Genomic DNA, 17058 nt, shown 5'->3' with positions numbered 1-17058 from the left:
GCTTTAACTAAGCTTGTTACGACAATACCAATCGGTATTATAAGCCGCACTCACAGTGCGGCTTTTTTGTACTTTTACAAAATGTTTCCTACAGTTAGAGTTACAACACATTGAATATGAACCTTCATGGCAAAAGTCATCGGATTGGGTGGCATCTTCTTTAAGAGTGCAGATCCCAAAGCATTAGCAGATTGGTATAAAGAGCATCTTCAGCTTCCGGTTGAACCTTGGGGCGGTGCGGCATTTTACTTAGATAACCTCTCATCTTTTTCCCGTAGCGGTTACAGCGTCTGGTCACCAATAGAAAATGGCAATGATTACCTGTCTCCTTCCGATAAGAATTTCATGTTCAACCTCATTGTCGATGATCTCGATGGTGCCCTCAATCAAGTCCAACGAGGCGGCGCAGAGGTGATCAGTGTCACCGAAGATTCAGAGTTTGGCAGATTTGGATGGTTTATCGATCCGGACGGCAATAAAGTGGAACTTTGGCAACCCCAAATAGCCTGATTGTACTGGTCGATATAATCATAGATTTCAAGGATAAAAAGTATAATATATTGATACCACCTCGTTTTATCTATGGAATAACCATGCAAAAAAATTCTCAGGTCTCGGCTTTTATATTAGGTGGATTTCTCTGCCTGGGTCTCATTCTCCTTGGTAATAGCATAGGACAGAGTCTGATCCAGATGAAATCCATGGAGCGTACCGTCACCGTAAAGGGGCTGGCAGAGCAGGAAGTTAAAGCCAATATCGCCATCTGGCCGATACGCTTTACCGAAGTCGATAACGATCTCAACTCTCTCTATCAGACAGTGCAAGATAAGACAGATAAAGTGGTACTTTTCCTGACCAAGCAAGGTTTTACACCCGATGAAATTTCAACTTCCCTCCCCTCTATCGAAGACAGACAGGCTCAGGGCTATGTCGACCCTAATGTAAAATTTCGCTACGCCGCCAAGGTCACAATATCTCTCTACACTAAGCGAGTGGATCTGTTCTTGACCAGCCGTAAGCATCTGCTGGATTTGGCCAAAGATGGAATTGCCATATCAAATCAAGATTACAACAGCCGGACCGAATTTCTGTTTACAGAACTCAACCGGGTGAAACCAGAGATGGTACAAGCCGCCACTCAAAATGCCCGCAAAGTGGCTGACAAGTTTGCCAAAGATTCCAATTCAACATTAGGCAAAATTAAGAAGGCTTCACAAGGTCAATTTAGTATCTCAGATCGAGACAGCAATACCCCTCACATAAAGAAAGTACGTGTAGTCTCGACATTAACCTACTATTTAGGTGACTGACCCAAGTCTAGGTGACTGATCCAAGTTAGCCGAATTAAGGAGTCAATGACTCCTTTTTTATTTCTCCCCCCTATAAATCGTATTTTTCTAATTTAATTATTGCATCATAAAACGCCATCCATTAGAATAATCTTATGAACTTTCATTGGTGAGCTTATTATGCGTATTCGACAGACTAAATTTCTTTTTCCAGCCCTTTTCCCTGCCCTTTTCATTAGCCTCTCATTGATGAGTGCTCACCTTTATGCTGCTTCAATTGAAACCACCACCCTGGTTGAGACCAAGAAAACAAAATGGATAGAACTGGATTCAAAACTTGAAGCCGTGAAAGCCGCAACCGTATCGGCGCAAACCTCCGGTCGCATAATAAAACTCAATTACGATGTTAATGATATTGTCTCCGAGGGAGCCTCATTACTGGAGATCACCAGTAAAGAACAGGGCGCAGAACTGGCTGCCGCCGAAGCCGACTATGCCAAAGCGATAGCCCAAGATAATGAGGCGCAGCTGCAAAGGAACCGGTATGAAACCCTGTTCCCTAAGGGAGCCATATCACAAGGCACGATGGATGAAGCTATTGCCAATGCCAAGTCCACTCAAGAAGCAGTAAGAGGCTCAAAGGCCCGCATCATCCAAGCCACTGAATCGCTAAAATATACGGAAGTCAATGCGCCATTTTCAGGAATCGTCACTAAGAGGCATGTGGAGCAAGGCGAAACAGTAAGTCCCGGGCAGCCGCTCTTCTCCGGTTTTTCCATGTCACAGATGCGCGCCATCGCCCACGTGCCACAGCGTTATATAGACGCATTGAAACAACTACCGGAGTTTAAGGTTACCCTCAATGATGGTCGTCAATTTACCTCCAACTCGCTCACCATTTTCTCGTTTGCCGATCCCCAGAGCCACAGTTATAAGGTAAGAATAAACCTACCCGAGAATGAGCCAAATTTGATGCCGGGAATGTGGGCAAAAGCCAAATTCAGTGCAGGCACTCGCTCGAGTATTCTTATTCCGACTTCATCCCTGCTGAAACAAAATGAGCTCAGTGCCGTCTACCTCAAACAGGGGGATGACTTTGTACTCAATCAAGTCCGTTTAGGCAATTACCAGGATAAAGAGGTCGAAGTCTTGGCGGGGTTGAGCCCCGGAGATGTGATCGCCAGCGACGCGTACCAGGCACTTCAAAACCGTCAGGCAAAGTAGAGAGGTCAAGATGAACGAATCAGAAAACACGACTCTGCCTGAAGCAAACATGCCCAATTCAAAATTAGGGATATCGGGTAGAATTGCGGCGGCTTTTCAGCTCAGTGCCATCACACCACTGCTGGCACTACTTGGTTTACTACTGGGTCTGTTTGCCGTCATAGTAACGCCAAAAGAGGAAGAGCCTCAGATAGATGTGACATTTGCCGATGTCTTTATTCCCTTCCCCGGTGCGACTCCGGCTCAGGTTGAAAGCTTAGTCACACTCCCGGCCGAACAGGTGATCTCCGAGATAAAGGGAATAGATACACTCTACTCTTTTTCGCAACCTGACGGTGCACTTATCATCGCGATTTTTGAAGTTGGGATCCCACGTAACGAAGCGATTGTTAAGCTCTATAATCAGATCTACTCGAACCTTGATAAACTCCCATCGGGTGCAGGGGTAGGCGAGCCACTTATCAAGCCTCGTGGAATCGATGATGTCCCCATTGTTAGTTTAACGCTATGGTCCAAACAAGCGTCAGTTTCGGCAGAACAGTTGACCCATGTTGCTCACGGACTGGAAACAGAGCTGAAGCGTATTCCCGGCACGCGTGAAGTTTCTACCTTAGGCTCACACGAACTCGTGCTTAATGTTCGAATAGATCCGATGAAGATGAACTATTACGGACTCACCTTTGATGCAATATCTCAGAGCCTTAAGTCAAATAATCATATCTCCATGCCCGCTTCTCTTATTCAGGGCAATCAGGAGATAAAAGTTCAAGCCGGTCAATTTCTGCAATCGGCTGATGATGTTAAACAACTCGTCATCTCGGTTTATCAAGACATCGACGGACAAAGCGCCCCCGTCTACCTCAGTGATGTAGCACAGATAACATTGAAATCCGATATTCCGGTGAAAAGTGTCTGGTATGGAGATAAAAATGATATCTATCCAGCAGTAACGCTGGCGATAGGAAAGCAACCTGGTGAAAATGCCGTCGATATCGCCGATCAGATCTTACAACGTATCGAGCAAGTTCAAAATATTCTGGTTCCCGACAACGTAGAGGTTACGGTATCGAGAAACTATGGTGAAACGGCGGGAAATAAAGCCAACACACTTATCTTCAAGTTAATATTTGCGACATCGGCTGTCGTGCTCTTAGTCTTGTTCACTATGGGCACCAGAGAAGCACTCGTGGTTGGTATCGCGATTATCATTACGTTAGCATCGACCCTGTTTGCGTCTTGGGCCTGGGGCTTCACATTAAACAGGATATCCCTATTTGCCCTCATCTTCTCTATCGGTATTTTGGTCGATGATGCCATCGTAGTGGTCGAAAATATCCACCGTCATATGGCGATGGGCAAACAGTCTTTTAAAGAGCTGATCCCCGTTGCCGTCGACGAAGTCGGAAGCCCTACCATTTTAGCGACCTTTACCGTTATCGCGGCACTATTACCCATGGCCTTTGTCTCTGGGTTAATGGGGCCATATATGGCGCCTATCCCAATCAATGCCAGCATGGGAATGCTTATCTCCTTAGCCGTCGCGTTCATCGTTACCCCCTGGCTCAGCCGAAAATTACTTAAACAGAATGATCAGCTGAGTCCATCTGCAGACACGACTGATGAATCTTCACTTAATGCCACAACTAATGCCTCAACAAAAGAGGAGATGAACGGTGAGCCTGAAAAAAACAGCATGATGTTAAGGCTATTTACCAAACTTATTGGCCCCTTCGTTCTGGGCAAACAGGCACGCAGGGCTCGAATTGGGCTCGCAGGCGCCATATTTGTCTTGATAGGCGTTGCAACGGCATTGCCCTTAAGCAAACTCGTCATACTCAAGATGCTGCCTCTGGACAACAAATCTGAATTTCAGGTAATGGTGGACATGCCTGAAGGGACGCCGGTAGAACAGACACAACGTGTACTTCAAGCACTCGGGCGTTATTTGGGCACGGTCGAAGAGGTTGAAAACTATCAACTCTATGCGGGCACCAATGCCCCGATGAATTTCAATGGGTTAGTCAGACATTACTTCTTGAGAGAGACTCAGGAGCTTGGCGATATTCAAGTCAACCTGCTCGACAAGAAGCACAGAGACAGAGACAGCCATACAATCGCACAGTCAATCCGTGCACCGCTGCAAGCGATAGGTAAGCCGTTTAATGCCAACATCAAAGTAGTTGAAGTGCCGCCGGGACCACCGGTCTGGTCACCTATTCTTGCCGAAGTCTACGGACCGAGCGAAGCGATCCGTGAAAAAGCGGCCTATCAGTTACAGGCCCTGTTTCATGGGACTGATGATGTCGTAGACATAGATATATTTCTGCCTGCAGCGCAGCAAAAATGGCAAGTGATCATCGACAGGAGTAAAGCGAGTCTTTCAGGGGTTCCCTATCAAAATATTGTCAGCCTCATTGCCACCTCTGTCGGCGGTCAGGATATGAGCTACCTGATTAAGGATAAACAGAAACGCCCCACACCAATCCGATTGCAGTTAAAGGAGTCAGCCAAGCTTGACCTTGAGCAAGTATTAAATCTCAAATTACTTGGCCAAGATGGCAATTCAATCCCGGTATCTGAACTGGTGAATATCAAAAAGGGCAAGATAGATGCGCCCATTATCCACAAAAACATGATCCCTATGGTGATGGTGGTTGCCGATATGGCTGGTGAGTTAGATAGTCCCCTGTATGGCATGTTTGAAATGGCGGCCAAGATAGATGCTGAAGACGGGCTGGGTTTCGAGCAACACTTTATCAATCAACCTTCGGGCCTCGACGCTATCGCGGTGCTGTGGGATGGCGAATGGAAAATCACCTACGAAACATTCCGAGATATGGGGATAGCCTACGGCGTTGGTATGATAGCCATCTATCTTCTGGTCGTCGGCCAGTTCCGCTCCTATACCGTGCCGCTCGTCATCATGGCACCGATCCCGTTAACGGTCATCGGGGTGATGCCTGGACATGCACTACTTGGGGCACATTTTACCGCGCCCTCCATGATAGGCATGATTGCGCTGGCCGGGATCATCGTCAGGAACTCCATCTTGTTGGTGGACTTCATCAACAAGGAAACCGCCGCGGGGGTTCCGTTCGAACAGGCTGTGATTCATTCAGGTGCAGTCAGAGCCAAACCAATTATGCTGACTGCGCTAGCGGCCATGATTGGTGCCCTGTTTATTATCGATGACCCCATCTTTAACGGGCTCGCCATCAGTTTAATCTTCGGCATCATGATCTCGACCCTACTGACTCTGGTCGTGATACCGGTTCTCTATTACGCAGTGATGAAAAAGCATCACGCCTGATAACTGACACATTAGATAACGAACAACGTATCAATTAACAAAACACGCGGAAATTGGTTCCGCTAAAGGAGATAACAATGTCTATAGAACGTGCAATCATGGCTTTTGCAGGAATGATGGTTTTACTCTCATTAGTATTAACGACCCTGGTTCATGCTAATTTCATCTGGTTGACGGTATTCGTTGGCGTAAATCTATTTCAAAGTGCATTTACCGGATTCTGTCCTGTCGCTATACTTATGAAAAAGCTAGGGGTAAAAACCGAGGCTGAACAGGCTTTAATAAAGGCCAATTGATCTTTCAGATTTGTAAACTCTTGCCCCTGAAAAATATCCCCATAGCGGTGCCAGGAGAGGAGAGATCGACTGGCTCAAACTAAAACATAAAATAATTAAAGGAAATTGTGTGTTTAAACAAATACTAATATCAAAACAACGCCTACAACTGAAATACTTTATGATCTTTGCCGCTTTTCTATCTCTCACTGTCAGCCAACTATCCTGGGCGGCAGATAAGGATGCTCAAGTCGCTTGGGATATGATCGATGCAGGGGCTATGGTTGTCGATGTACGAACGGCAGAGGAGTTTGAAGCGGGTCATCTTCCCAATGCAATTAACATCCCCTTCGAGCGTATAGCTGCTGCATTTAAAGAGCGAAAGATTGCCAAAGATAAGTCTGTCTTACTCTATTGCAGAAGTGGACGCAGAAGCGGAATCGCTTTCGAGGCCTTGGTATCCGAAGGCTATACCAACAGCTACAACGGCGGTGGACTTGAAACACTAAAAAGCGCGCGGGCAAAGTAGCATTCTAACTTCTGGCTGGAGATCAGGCCTGATGTCCAGCCAGTTGCCTAACTTAGGTATCTAGATAAGCTTTCTAACTCCGTTGCCTAGCGCAGATGTCCGAAGAATTAGTTGTCAAGCTTAGACCGCGCCACTCGTTCACTTAAACAATATCAGCAACGCTATGTGGTGCCCCCCTTCAAAAAAGACGACCTCTACAAATCAATATTCACTTTCTGCTTCAATCATCCCGCCTCGATTATTACTTTTAAGACTAAGTTATTCCAAATCGCGCAAAGCAATTAATTCTCAACAACTTCATCACCTTAAGCACAAACCGTTACCATTCTGCTCGCCTGTAAATATACAGTATAGATAATATATAAAGCATTTATCAAAGAGTTAACTCGCATAACGATGCGATATAAACCCCGATTCATACGCGTAAAATGCGTTTTAAACGCAATATTTATTCAGTAAAGCATTTATTACTCAGATATCTATCTTCTCGCCCCAGGTAAATAACAAGCTATTTACAAATGTTTCACACCTAGATACATTCGCTGTCGAGTAACCGGTTTTTTATATCTTCATCTGAAAAGCCACCTAATAATAATGATTAATTCTAATTAACATGGAAGACAATTATGACAGTAAGACAATTTACGACTTCAGCATTGAGCCTGTCAGTTTTAGCTATCGCTATCTCTGCCACTGTTCAAGCCGCTCCCACATTCACTCAAGGTATCCAGTCACTGAAATCTGACAGCAAACAAGCATCGCCTTTACCAAAGCGATATATTGTTAATTTCAAAAGCAGTATTCAGTCTGAAGGTGATGAAATCAGTGGGCTTTCTTACGAAGCTGCTCAAAATGAGGTGCTTTCTCAGCATAAGGCGTTGAACAGCGTTTCGGCTAAAGAGATGAAACGCATTGGTCGCAGTAACAGCTACACAGTGAAATTGGATAAAGCAGGCATCGACTCACTCAAAAAACGTGGTGATGTTGACTATGTCGAAGAGGATATGCAGCGCCATTTTCTCAGCGAAACCACTCCCTGGGGGCAAACCTACGTAGGTGCGACATCCTTAAGTGACTCTCAGGCCGGTAACCGTACTATCTGTATTATCGATTCAGGTTATGACCGCAGTCACAATGACTTAAGTGGTAACAATGTCACCGGAACCAATAATTCCGGTACGGGTAACTGGTTCGAACCGGGCAACCATAATGCTCACGGTACTCATGTAGCAGGTACAATTGCGGCGATCGCCAACAACGAAGGTGTTGTCGGTGTCATGCCGAACCAAAATGCCAATATCCATGTAATTAAGGTATTTAATGAGGCAGGTTGGGGTTACTCATCTTCGCTGGTCTCTGCAGTCGATACCTGTGTCGACAATGGCGCCAATGTTGTGACCATGAGTTTAGGTGGTAGCAGTTCCAGTACCACAGAAAAAAATGCATTAACCGCCCATCAGGATAACGGTATCTTACTCATCGCCGCTGCGGGTAATGACGGAGATAATACTCACAGTTATCCAGCCTCTTATGATGCAGTGATGTCAGTTGCGGCGGTCGATAACAACAAAGATCATGCGGCGTTCTCGCAGTACACTAACCAAGTTGAAATTGCAGGCCCGGGTGAGGCGATTCTCTCAACCGTCACTCTCGGTGAGGGTCGTCTTGCCGATATCACCATTGGTGGTCAGTCTTACTTTGATAACGGCGTTGTCCCCCATAACCGTTACGTAAAGTCGGGCACAGATCATGTGGCAACGCCGATTAGTGGTAGCGTTATGGGCGAGCTTGCCGAGTGTTCTGTGTCAGGCAGTACATTTAACTGTGGCGACATGAACAGCAAAGTTTGTCTGGTCGAGCGTGTCGGTAACCAGGGAGCCGGTTATCCGGAGATCGATGCCGTCAGAGCCTGTAATAACGCTGGCGCGAGTGCTGTCATTGTCTATGGTAATCCCGCACTGCCCGGCCTTCAGAACCCCTTCCTGGTCGATACCAACAATGAAGCTGCTATCGTATCAGTATCGGTAGACAGGGCAACGGGTCAGGCTCTTCAGGCCCAAGTAGGTTCAACGGTGACCGTTGAAAATACTGCCAACGAAGATTATGAATATTATAACGGTACCTCTATGGCGACCCCTCATGTATCGGGCGTTGCCACACTTGTCTGGAGTCATCACACTGAGTGTGGCGCAGCGCAAATACGTGCGGCACTTAACGCGACTGCCGAAGATCTTGAAACGGCGGGCCGTGATGATAAGACCGGTTACGGCTTGATCGACGCCGTGGCAGCCGACACCTATCTGGATGCTTCTTGTGACGGACCGGTCGATCCCGGTACTGGAACAGGAACCGGTGGTGCTGAGTTACAAAATGGCGTAACTAAAACAGACTTAGCCGGAGCAAAGAATGAAGAACTTCATTTCTCTTTAGATGTTCCTGCTGGTGCGACAGACTTAAGCTTCACGATGAGTGGTGGAAGCGGTGATGCCGATCTGTATGTTCAATATGGAGCAGCCCCGAGTACGAGTAGCTATGACTGTCGTCCATGGAAAACAGGCAATAGTGAATCTTGCCCTATCACCACAACGGAATCCGGAACTTACTATGTAATGGTTCAAGGCTATAGTGCATTTAGTGGTATCAATTTGGTCGCTAACTATACTGAAGCAACGGGTGGAAACACAGGCGGTGTGGCGAGCTACACCAATACTAACAGCTACTCTATACCTGACAATAAAGCTGCAGGGATCAGCAGTCCAATATCTGTGAGCCGAAGTGGTGATGCAGGCACGGTATCTGTGACAGTCAACATCACCCACACCTATATCGGTGATCTGCAGGTTGAACTTCATACTCCAAGCGGTGAAGTGGCTATCTTGCACGATAACACGGGGAGCAGCACAGATAACATTAACCAGACCTACACCGTCGATACCACTGGCATAGAATCTGCCGGAGAGTGGAAGTTAAAAGCGGTAGACAGTGGTCGCCGTGATACGGGTAGCATCGACTCTTGGGAGATAAGCTTCCAATAATAAGTTGAAACAGCCAAAGAGAGGGCTCACGCCCTCTTTTTCATTAAAGTTAACCATAGCGACCTCCTGTTAATTGCACCGCAATAGCTGATATAATCAACTTAATATCAATTGACACAACGAACTCATGACACAAGCAAATAATCCGCTTCACGGTATCAAGCTAGAAGATTTACTCACAGATCTGGTCGATCATTATGGCTGGGAAGAGCTTGGCTCCCGAATAGACATTCGTTGTTTTAATCATGATCCCAGTATCAAGTCGAGCCTGAGGTTCCTACGTAAAACCCTCTGGGCCAGAGAAAAAGTTGAATATCTTTACCTTAAGATGAATAAATTGCCTTTGCCTGCAAGAAAACCAAGGGATGACGGCTATCAAGCCAGTGATAAAACGCTTCGCGCTGCGAAAGACAGAACCACAGCTAAACCGAACAAAGACTCGAATGATGACACTCAGGTCAACGCCAATATTTGGGGAAAATAAACAAAAGCTAAAAGGGCCGAAAGTAAATACTTTCGGCCCTTTTTAATCTGTTTTAATTTAACATAGGTCCCTATCTGAATAGAATTCCTGTCAAATTTATACCAATTGGTATCATGCCGCTTTCAACATATAGTCAGATCCATCTTTTGCTGTAAACATCTGATCTTGCAGTGACCCATCGATCATACGTTTGGCATCGACATTGAGCAGGCTTATCCAATACCTGTGGCCTTCAATCTGAATATCTTCAACATTGGCTCTGTCATAAGCGCCAACCTCACCACAACGATCGAATGTCAGCTCAACATGAGTGCCCTTATCTCGCAGCAAGATGGCCGAAGGCTCACTCTTATGACCATTTAAGGCGACAAACTGCTTCGGGTCTTTCAAACCGGTATGAGTACCGTCGGTGAAGAAGATCAGCAACTGCTGGTAGTAAACAACATAACTACTGACATCCTGATGCGACCCCTTAGCTAATGGAAATGTGCTGTCAAGAAACTGCTTAGCGTTGGTCACTGCAATTTCACTTTGTGAAGTTTTGACAAGCTCCACATTCACAACTTCAGCATTGATAAGGTCATTAAAGTTCTGCTCACTTTGAATACTATTGCTTGTTGAAATGTCCATAGCCTTATCCTCTTCACTCGATCTTAAGTTAGATTTTCCATTATTTACAAAAGCATAGAAAGATATCTTTCCATCTGTTGAATATCAAATTCTTACCCTAGCCTCGATATTCAACATAAATACTCTTCCCTGATTGCTTAATTTGTAGTCTAGCGAATTTTTTACTACAATTTCACAATTAAAATTTTACACTGTGAATTTTACAAAATGCGCAATAACCAAAGCTTAATGAGAAAATCACATTTTCTGGGAACTAAGATAAGAAACCTAAGAAAACGTAATCATTTGACGATGGAGGATCTCTCCGCTCGATGTGTTCGAGTCGATGCAGATTCGGCTCCATCGGTCTCCTACCTTTCTATGATTGAGAGAGGAAAGCGGGTACCCAGCGCAGGCATGATGGCCGTCATCGCCGCCGTTTTTCAAAAAGAGGTCGATTGGTTCTTAGACGATGTCCCCGAAGATCAAGCCATTACGCCCGAGAAAGGCAGGCGAGGCGGAATAAGTGGCATGGCATTAGAGCCAAGCTTTCTCTTTTCAAAGGATATTTTGCAGATAGCCATACCTGAGATGTTATCTCAGACCGGTATTACAGGCCGCCAGTTTGCCCATCTGCTTATCCGTGCTCATCAGGAGCACCATCAGAATCACTTTCCGGATCTCGAACGTGCAGCCGAAGAGATAGGCCTTAAGCGTATGCCACTCGCGGTTGAAGATCTGATGGATATCGCAAAAGGTTTGGGGCTCTCGATAAAGTGGATCAACGATACTCCTCACGATGTCGTCGATGAGATGGGGGTCACCTCCAGTCAACTTGTCACCTCATTCTTCGAGCCTCCATCGACCATTTACGTCAATGAACAACTTAAGACGACTCCTATCAGGCTCAAATACGATCTCGCCGTACACATAGGTCATTGCGTACTGCACAACAAAGACGGGCTCAAATCTGTGTTAACCACAGGCCGAAGCCAGATCAGTGCAGATGTGGATTCGGGGGTCCCCCAATCTTCGACCGTTAATGCCCAAGATATTCTCCATGCCTGGCGTGACTTTGAATCAAGTTTTTTTGCCGGCGCCCTACTCTGTCCTAAGGTGCCATTCAGGCAGTTACTGGATCGCCACGGATACGAGATAGACGTTCATAAACAACTGGGCGTATCAGCCTCGGTAGCCATGCGCAGAATGACTGTAGTATCTCCCTACCCTCACTGGCACTACTTCGATGCCTATGCCCCGGGTAAATTGAAAGCGGTATATCGCGGTAACGGTATTCCACTGCCTTGGGGGAACATGAGACAGGTGCAGGACCCCTGTCAGCATTGGGCGGTATTTAGGATGATCAACGAACCTACGGAGGGGACATCGGCGCAGATTTCGATACTCAATGTTGAAAATGAACCCAGGATCTACTGCTGTGAGTCGATAAAAGTCGAAGATCTTGCCGGTAATAATCATGTACTTTGCGCAGGTATCGATCTTAACCCAGCCATCGAAGCACAAGGTGGCGATGCACTTTCGATAGCATCGGATCTGAAACAGGCATGTGTCACTCACGGTGGCTCGGCATCGATACCAAAGGTTATCAAGAAGGAGCTGATGAGCGTGGCGAAAATTCTCAATATCAACTGGGTAGAGCGAGGCATTGAGTCCGAGGCCAGAGTGATCTGCTCCAGAGGCGCTGTATGCCCACGAGATCCCAGCTGTTACCAATCGGGAAAGAGTCAATGTGATGGGTAAGGTTATTTTTATAACAAACTGATAAATAGAGAAGAGTCAGGACATGCTTAACTCTTCTTTAATTACAATAGGTATAACGGTTTTATATCATCTTGCCCTGAACCGGGATCAAGGCACCGGACACGTTAGCGCGTGACGACTGGCTGAGATCAAGCATCACTCCGGCTAACTGCTCAGGGTTAACCCAGTTAAGTGGATCTTCATCCGGCATCGCCTCCCGGTTAACCTGAGTGTCTATGATAGTAGGCAATACCGCATTGACCCGTATGCCGAAAGGCACGCCCTCTGAAGCCAGACTCTGCACAAACATATTGAGTGCCGCTTTGGATGCAAGATAAGGTCCCATCCCTGCCGGAGCTGAACGAATCGTGTCTCTTGCCGAAACAAACATCAAGGATCCAAAGCCCTGACTCTTCATCACATCGAAGATTTCACGACCAAGGCTCCAGGCTGTGGTGAAGTTTGAGCTCCACAGCCTTGCCACTTCCTCTTCACTGACATCGTTCCAGCTGCTCCTGGAGTACACACCTACAGCGTGATAGTGCGCATCTATGGTGCCACCTAATATCTCGAGTGACTGTGTAACCAGCTCTTTAGCGCTTTGGGATGTGGTGAGTTCGCCAAATAGTACGGTAAATTTACCTGGGTACTTAGAGGTTAACTCTTTTGCTCTGGCTTCATCACCCGGCCGACAAAAGCCCACCACTGAGGCACCGGTCGAGACTAACTCATCCACCAGGGCCCTGCCGACAACACCACAACATGCGGCGACAGTCGCAGTCTTAATCTTTTGATTATTCATATCTATCTCCATTAATCTGAATCGCGATAAGAATTAAGCCGTTAACGCAATTTTACCCACCGCTTTACCGGACTCTAATCTGGCATGGGCGTCGGCAACCTGCCAGATGGTGAAATCTGAGTCATCCAGCAGAGGTTTAACCAAGCCAAGATCGACCAGTTCGGCGACTTTAGTCAAGATCTCACCATGAGCGCTGCGGTTAATCCCCTCAACCATAGGAATAAGCATCAGCACGCTGTGAAAACTCAGGCTTTTTAAGGCCACCTGTAATACATTTTCAATAGGCAGGGTCGTTGCAACGCCGCCGTTAAATCGTGCAGCCTCGAAGCTGCGTTGAATATTCTCACCGGCCACCGTATCAAAAATGGCATCGAAGCCTACACCATCGGTATATTGCTCCACATACTCCTGTACGCTTTGCTCTGCCACGTTGACTAAGTTATCTGCCCCTAATGTCGCTGCAACTGCTATATTTTTAGCCATAGAGGTCGCAGTCACGTTTGCGCCAAAGTATTTAGCTAACTGAATAGCGATGTGACCCACGCCGCCAGTCGCACCATGAATGAGTACCTTATCCCCCTCTTTTACAGCCAGCTTGTTTTGCAGTGCTTCCCAGGCCGTGATAGATACCAAAGGCAGAGCCGCCGCCTCTTTCATGCTCAGGCTTTTCGGTTTATGTGCCATCAAGTCCACATCGACCAACATAAACTCGGCCAGCGCACCATCAATACCCGCGATCCCACCGGCGCAGCCATAAACCTCATCGCCGACCTTGAAATGGCCCACATCTCCAGCAACCTCAGTCACTATGCCTGCCACATCCCCATGTAAAACCTCAGGTAAATTGGCAGACCAGGGGGTGTCGCTCGAACGCAGCATGGTATCTAATGGATTGACACTGCTGGCTTTTACTTCCACCAGCATATGCCCGGATTTCACAATAGGTGTCACTTTATCTGCAAGCTCGAAGACGTCACTCGAACCCAGTTGTTTAATTATCATTGCTTTCATGTTTGTGCCCTCAAATAGTTAGTGGGGATATTCTATTGATTGCACTAAGAACCAACAAGGCCCCGTAAAACAAACCACTTTTGCTTTTTAGGCAAAGGCACTTTAAGCTAACTGCTGCGATAAACCAGCAGAAGAAAGTCAACATGAGCATGATCACCAGACTGCATTACTTTAATTGTGTCGTAGAAACAGGAAGTATCTCTGAGGCGAGCCGGGTGTTCGATGTTCAGCCCTCATCGATATCCCGTCAACTTATCGCATTAGAGAAAGAGTTGGGAATAAGCCTGATCAACCGCACGACCCGTAATATAGGCCTCACTGAAGCTGGGCTCACCTATTACCAATATTCTCAACGAATCGTCTCCGAGCTTGACGAAGCCCACAGAGCGGTCAACGATCTACAGCAAAATCCAAAAGGGTCTCTGAAGGTCAGTATGACTGTCGGCTTCGGCGAAAGCTGCGTGCTTCCCTTGGTCCCCGTCTTTATTAGCCTGTTTCCTGACATTAAAATAGAGCTCGAGCTAACCGAACGGGTCATAGATCTGGTTGAAGACAATGTGGATATTGCTATTCGAAGTGGCCGCTTGCCGGACTCAAATCTCATCGCCAGAAAACTTGCCGACAACAATTTTCTACTTTGCTCCAGTCCCCAGTACCTGGCCCAACACGGCAGCCCTGAAACCCCTCAGGCATTAACGGATTTTGATTGTATTCGATACGGATACGCGGGATGGCGAGACTGGTACCTGATGGATGAGAAACCTAAGAAGTTATCGATTAGAGATGGGATCACGGTAAATTCAGTCAATGGCCAGAAACAGTTATTGCTGAGTCATGCAGGCCTGGCCCTGATGCCATTATGGGCGGTCCGCGATGAGCTTAAAAATGGCAGTCTGACTCATGTTCTCAACCAGCATACATTCAGTCCTTATGAAAGCATGAGCTCAACCTATGCCATCTATTTAAGAAGAGAGCTTATCTCTCCAAAAATCAGGGTGTTCCTGGATTACCTGAAAGAACATTTAGATTAACTCTAGGGTTAATGAATATCAGGTTAAATGGGAAACTCGAATATCAAGCGCCAGGCTTGCACTCCGTCACCGGCCCGGACACTTAAACCCAGTCTATCTATCCCCATCCACTCCCAGAGAATGGGTTTTGAGAAAGCCAGAGTCGCGCCAACCTCCAAACTATTGGAAACCAGCACATCTTCACCAAACGGCGTGGCAATTTTAAGTTTATCGAAGTACCAGTAGCCCACGGCAAACACACGCGGCTCAACATCGACACCCAGCCAGTTCCATCGCCAGTGTATATCTGTGCCAATATCGATTCCCGACTGAAGGGCGGAATAGGTTTCCTTCTGTTCCCCACCGAAGCTTCGGTATCCTGCAAAGTACAGACGATTTACCCATCTGGGCCTGGTCTGTTTAAATTCCAGATCGAGCAAGCTGGAAACACCGGCCGACATGATCGCCACATTGGTACCCGAAGTGAAGTTCTTACCATAACCAAGATCGAAATAGCTTTGAAATTCATACCTCTCGGAGGTGCGGACCCGATACTCGATCCCCGGCGTAAAGGTCGCGGTCCCGACGCTCGAAGGCAAGTCCCCTTCAGGCACATCGCTCCACTTAAAGTTAAAGAAACCCAGTGACACAGGTGCTCGTAGCATTAGGGTCTCTGTATCATTTTGTTGAAGTTCGAAACTGAAAGGAAGGTTAACAACCGTCGCATTTTGCCCAGAGGTTCTATACAGACCACTGCCTAAATAATTAGCAAAAGCGTAATGAGTAAAGTCGTCTTCACTATAAACAGAAGAGGAAAAAAAGAGGATAGAGATAAAAATGGAACAGGTTTTGTTCAGAACCATAAATAAGATACGGGTTTTATAATTATGGTTCTGAATATAGCGAGAGGCAGGCTGAAAATCTACAGTGAAGTTTACTCTTTCTCTTCACCGGTAAAATGATATTCGGACATCATATGTCCAAGCTCAGTAGACTTAGTCTTCAGATACCCTTCGTTATAGCGGTTTTTCCCCACCTGAAGTGGTATTCGCTCAACGACCTCGATACCCAACTCTTTCATCGCCTTAACTTTGCGAGGATTATTGGTCATCAGCTTCACTTGCTTAATACCGATCTTCTCCATCATAGGTAAGATCATATCGTATTTTCGCATATCGGCCGGGAAACCTAATCTTTCATTAGCCTCGACGGTATTGGCACCTTGATCTTGTAGCTCATAGGCACGGATCTTATTCAGCAGACCAATTCCACGCCCTTCCTGACGAAGATAAAGGATAAAACCTTGGCCTGCTTCGGCAATATTCTGCATTGCGGTTTGAAGCTGGAATCCACAATCACAACGTAAACTAAACAGGGCATCACCGGTTAAACACTCGGAGTGAATGCGACCTAAAATCGGGGTATTTGCATCCAGCGTACCTAGCGTCAGCGCCACATGCTCTTTTCCTGTATCGGAATCTTCGAAACCATGCATGGTAAATACGCCCCATGGTGTGGGCAGCTTTGAAGAAGCGACATACTTAATCGACATGAAATAACCTTAACGACTCTCTTTCCCTGAGACGACGACAATCCAGAAAAACCAACGAGACCTATAGCCACTGATAAATGTCTTCAACAACTATTAATTCTGTCTCGTACTCAGGCGGAGTATTTTATGTGTTTTTATCTTTAAGTGAAATACCCTAGCGATTTAAT

The 17058-nt window shown here is 46.4% G+C and carries 15 protein-coding genes; 10 read left to right on the top strand and 5 right to left on the bottom strand.

The annotated features are described in order from the left end of the window. The first annotated feature begins 126 nt into the window (after positions 1 to 126). From SSED_RS08385 to SSED_RS08350, 8 genes are all read left to right on the top strand, one after another. Positions 127 to 510, top strand: coding sequence for a VOC family protein (locus SSED_RS08385; protein WP_012141964.1), 384 nt, complete (start codon positions 127 to 129; stop codon positions 508 to 510). 83 nt (positions 511 to 593) lie between these two features. Beyond that, positions 594 to 1310, top strand: a complete 717-nt coding sequence (locus SSED_RS08380) for an SIMPL domain-containing protein (protein WP_012141963.1) — start codon at positions 594 to 596, stop codon at positions 1308 to 1310. Between the two features lie 159 nt (positions 1311 to 1469). After that, complete coding sequence (locus SSED_RS08375; protein ID WP_012141962.1) at positions 1470 to 2513, top strand: efflux RND transporter periplasmic adaptor subunit; 1044 nt, start codon at positions 1470 to 1472, stop codon at positions 2511 to 2513. A 10-nt stretch (positions 2514 to 2523) separates the two neighbouring features. Beyond that, complete coding sequence (locus SSED_RS08370; RefSeq protein WP_012141961.1) at positions 2524 to 5823, top strand: efflux RND transporter permease subunit; 3300 nt, start codon at positions 2524 to 2526, stop codon at positions 5821 to 5823. A gap of 77 nt (positions 5824 to 5900) precedes the next feature. Continuing rightward, on the top strand, positions 5901 to 6119 hold the full coding sequence (locus SSED_RS08365) for a YgaP family membrane protein (protein ID WP_012141960.1): 219 nt from the start codon (positions 5901 to 5903) through the stop codon (positions 6117 to 6119). A 109-nt stretch (positions 6120 to 6228) separates the two neighbouring features. Next, positions 6229 to 6627, top strand: coding sequence for a rhodanese-like domain-containing protein (locus SSED_RS08360; protein ID WP_012141959.1), 399 nt, complete (start codon positions 6229 to 6231; stop codon positions 6625 to 6627). 626 nt (positions 6628 to 7253) lie between these two features. After that, positions 7254 to 9662: a S8 family serine peptidase gene (locus SSED_RS08355; protein WP_012141958.1), complete on the top strand. Its 2409-nt coding sequence runs from the start codon at positions 7254 to 7256 to the stop codon at positions 9660 to 9662. A 127-nt stretch (positions 9663 to 9789) separates the two neighbouring features. Continuing rightward, complete coding sequence (locus tag SSED_RS08350) at positions 9790 to 10146, top strand: VF530 family protein (RefSeq protein ID WP_012141957.1); 357 nt, start codon at positions 9790 to 9792, stop codon at positions 10144 to 10146. 111 nt (positions 10147 to 10257) lie between these two features. Here the strand turns inward: SSED_RS08350 and SSED_RS08345 are convergent, their stop codons facing one another. Beyond that, the gene (locus SSED_RS08345; protein ID WP_012141956.1) at positions 10258 to 10776 is read right to left on the bottom strand and encodes an aldolase/citrate lyase/malate synthase family protein; all 519 of its coding nucleotides are present in this window, start codon (positions 10774 to 10776) and stop codon (positions 10258 to 10260) included. 207 nt (positions 10777 to 10983) lie between these two features. On the opposite strand from SSED_RS08345, the gene SSED_RS08340 reads away from it, so the two are divergent. Beyond that, positions 10984 to 12516, top strand: a complete 1533-nt coding sequence (locus SSED_RS08340) for a DUF3612 domain-containing protein (RefSeq protein ID WP_012141955.1) — start codon at positions 10984 to 10986, stop codon at positions 12514 to 12516. 82 nt (positions 12517 to 12598) lie between these two features. Here SSED_RS08340 and SSED_RS08335 read toward each other — a convergent pair whose 3' ends face one another. Both SSED_RS08335 and SSED_RS08330 read right to left on the bottom strand, forming a co-directional pair. Beyond that, positions 12599 to 13318 (bottom strand): SDR family oxidoreductase, encoded by a 720-nt coding sequence (locus tag SSED_RS08335; RefSeq protein WP_012141954.1) that lies wholly within the window; start codon positions 13316 to 13318, stop codon positions 12599 to 12601. 33 nt (positions 13319 to 13351) lie between these two features. Beyond that, positions 13352 to 14329 (bottom strand): zinc-dependent alcohol dehydrogenase family protein, encoded by a 978-nt coding sequence (locus SSED_RS08330; RefSeq protein ID WP_012141953.1) that lies wholly within the window; start codon positions 14327 to 14329, stop codon positions 13352 to 13354. Between the two features lie 143 nt (positions 14330 to 14472). Between SSED_RS08330 and SSED_RS08325 the strand changes: the two genes are divergently transcribed. Further along, a complete protein-coding gene (locus SSED_RS08325) occupies positions 14473 to 15360 on the top strand; it encodes a LysR family transcriptional regulator (RefSeq protein ID WP_012141952.1) in 888 nt (295 codons plus the stop codon). A 23-nt stretch (positions 15361 to 15383) separates the two neighbouring features. Here SSED_RS08325 and SSED_RS08320 read toward each other — a convergent pair whose 3' ends face one another. Together SSED_RS08320 and ribA are read right to left on the bottom strand one after the other, a co-directional pair. Further along, on the bottom strand, positions 15384 to 16202 hold the full coding sequence (locus SSED_RS08320) for a hypothetical protein (protein ID WP_012141951.1): 819 nt from the start codon (positions 16200 to 16202) through the stop codon (positions 15384 to 15386). A gap of 71 nt (positions 16203 to 16273) precedes the next feature. Continuing rightward, positions 16274 to 16891, bottom strand: coding sequence for a GTP cyclohydrolase II (gene ribA / locus SSED_RS08315; protein ID WP_012141950.1), 618 nt, complete (start codon positions 16889 to 16891; stop codon positions 16274 to 16276). Between the last annotated feature and the right edge of the window lie 167 nt (positions 16892 to 17058).

It is taken from the genome of Shewanella sediminis HAW-EB3 (assembly GCF_000018025.1).
Lineage (GTDB): Bacteria > Pseudomonadota > Gammaproteobacteria > Enterobacterales > Shewanellaceae > Shewanella > Shewanella sediminis.
The sequence above is the reverse complement of the archived record's forward strand: the minus strand, read 5'-3'. Positions and strand labels throughout refer to the sequence as shown.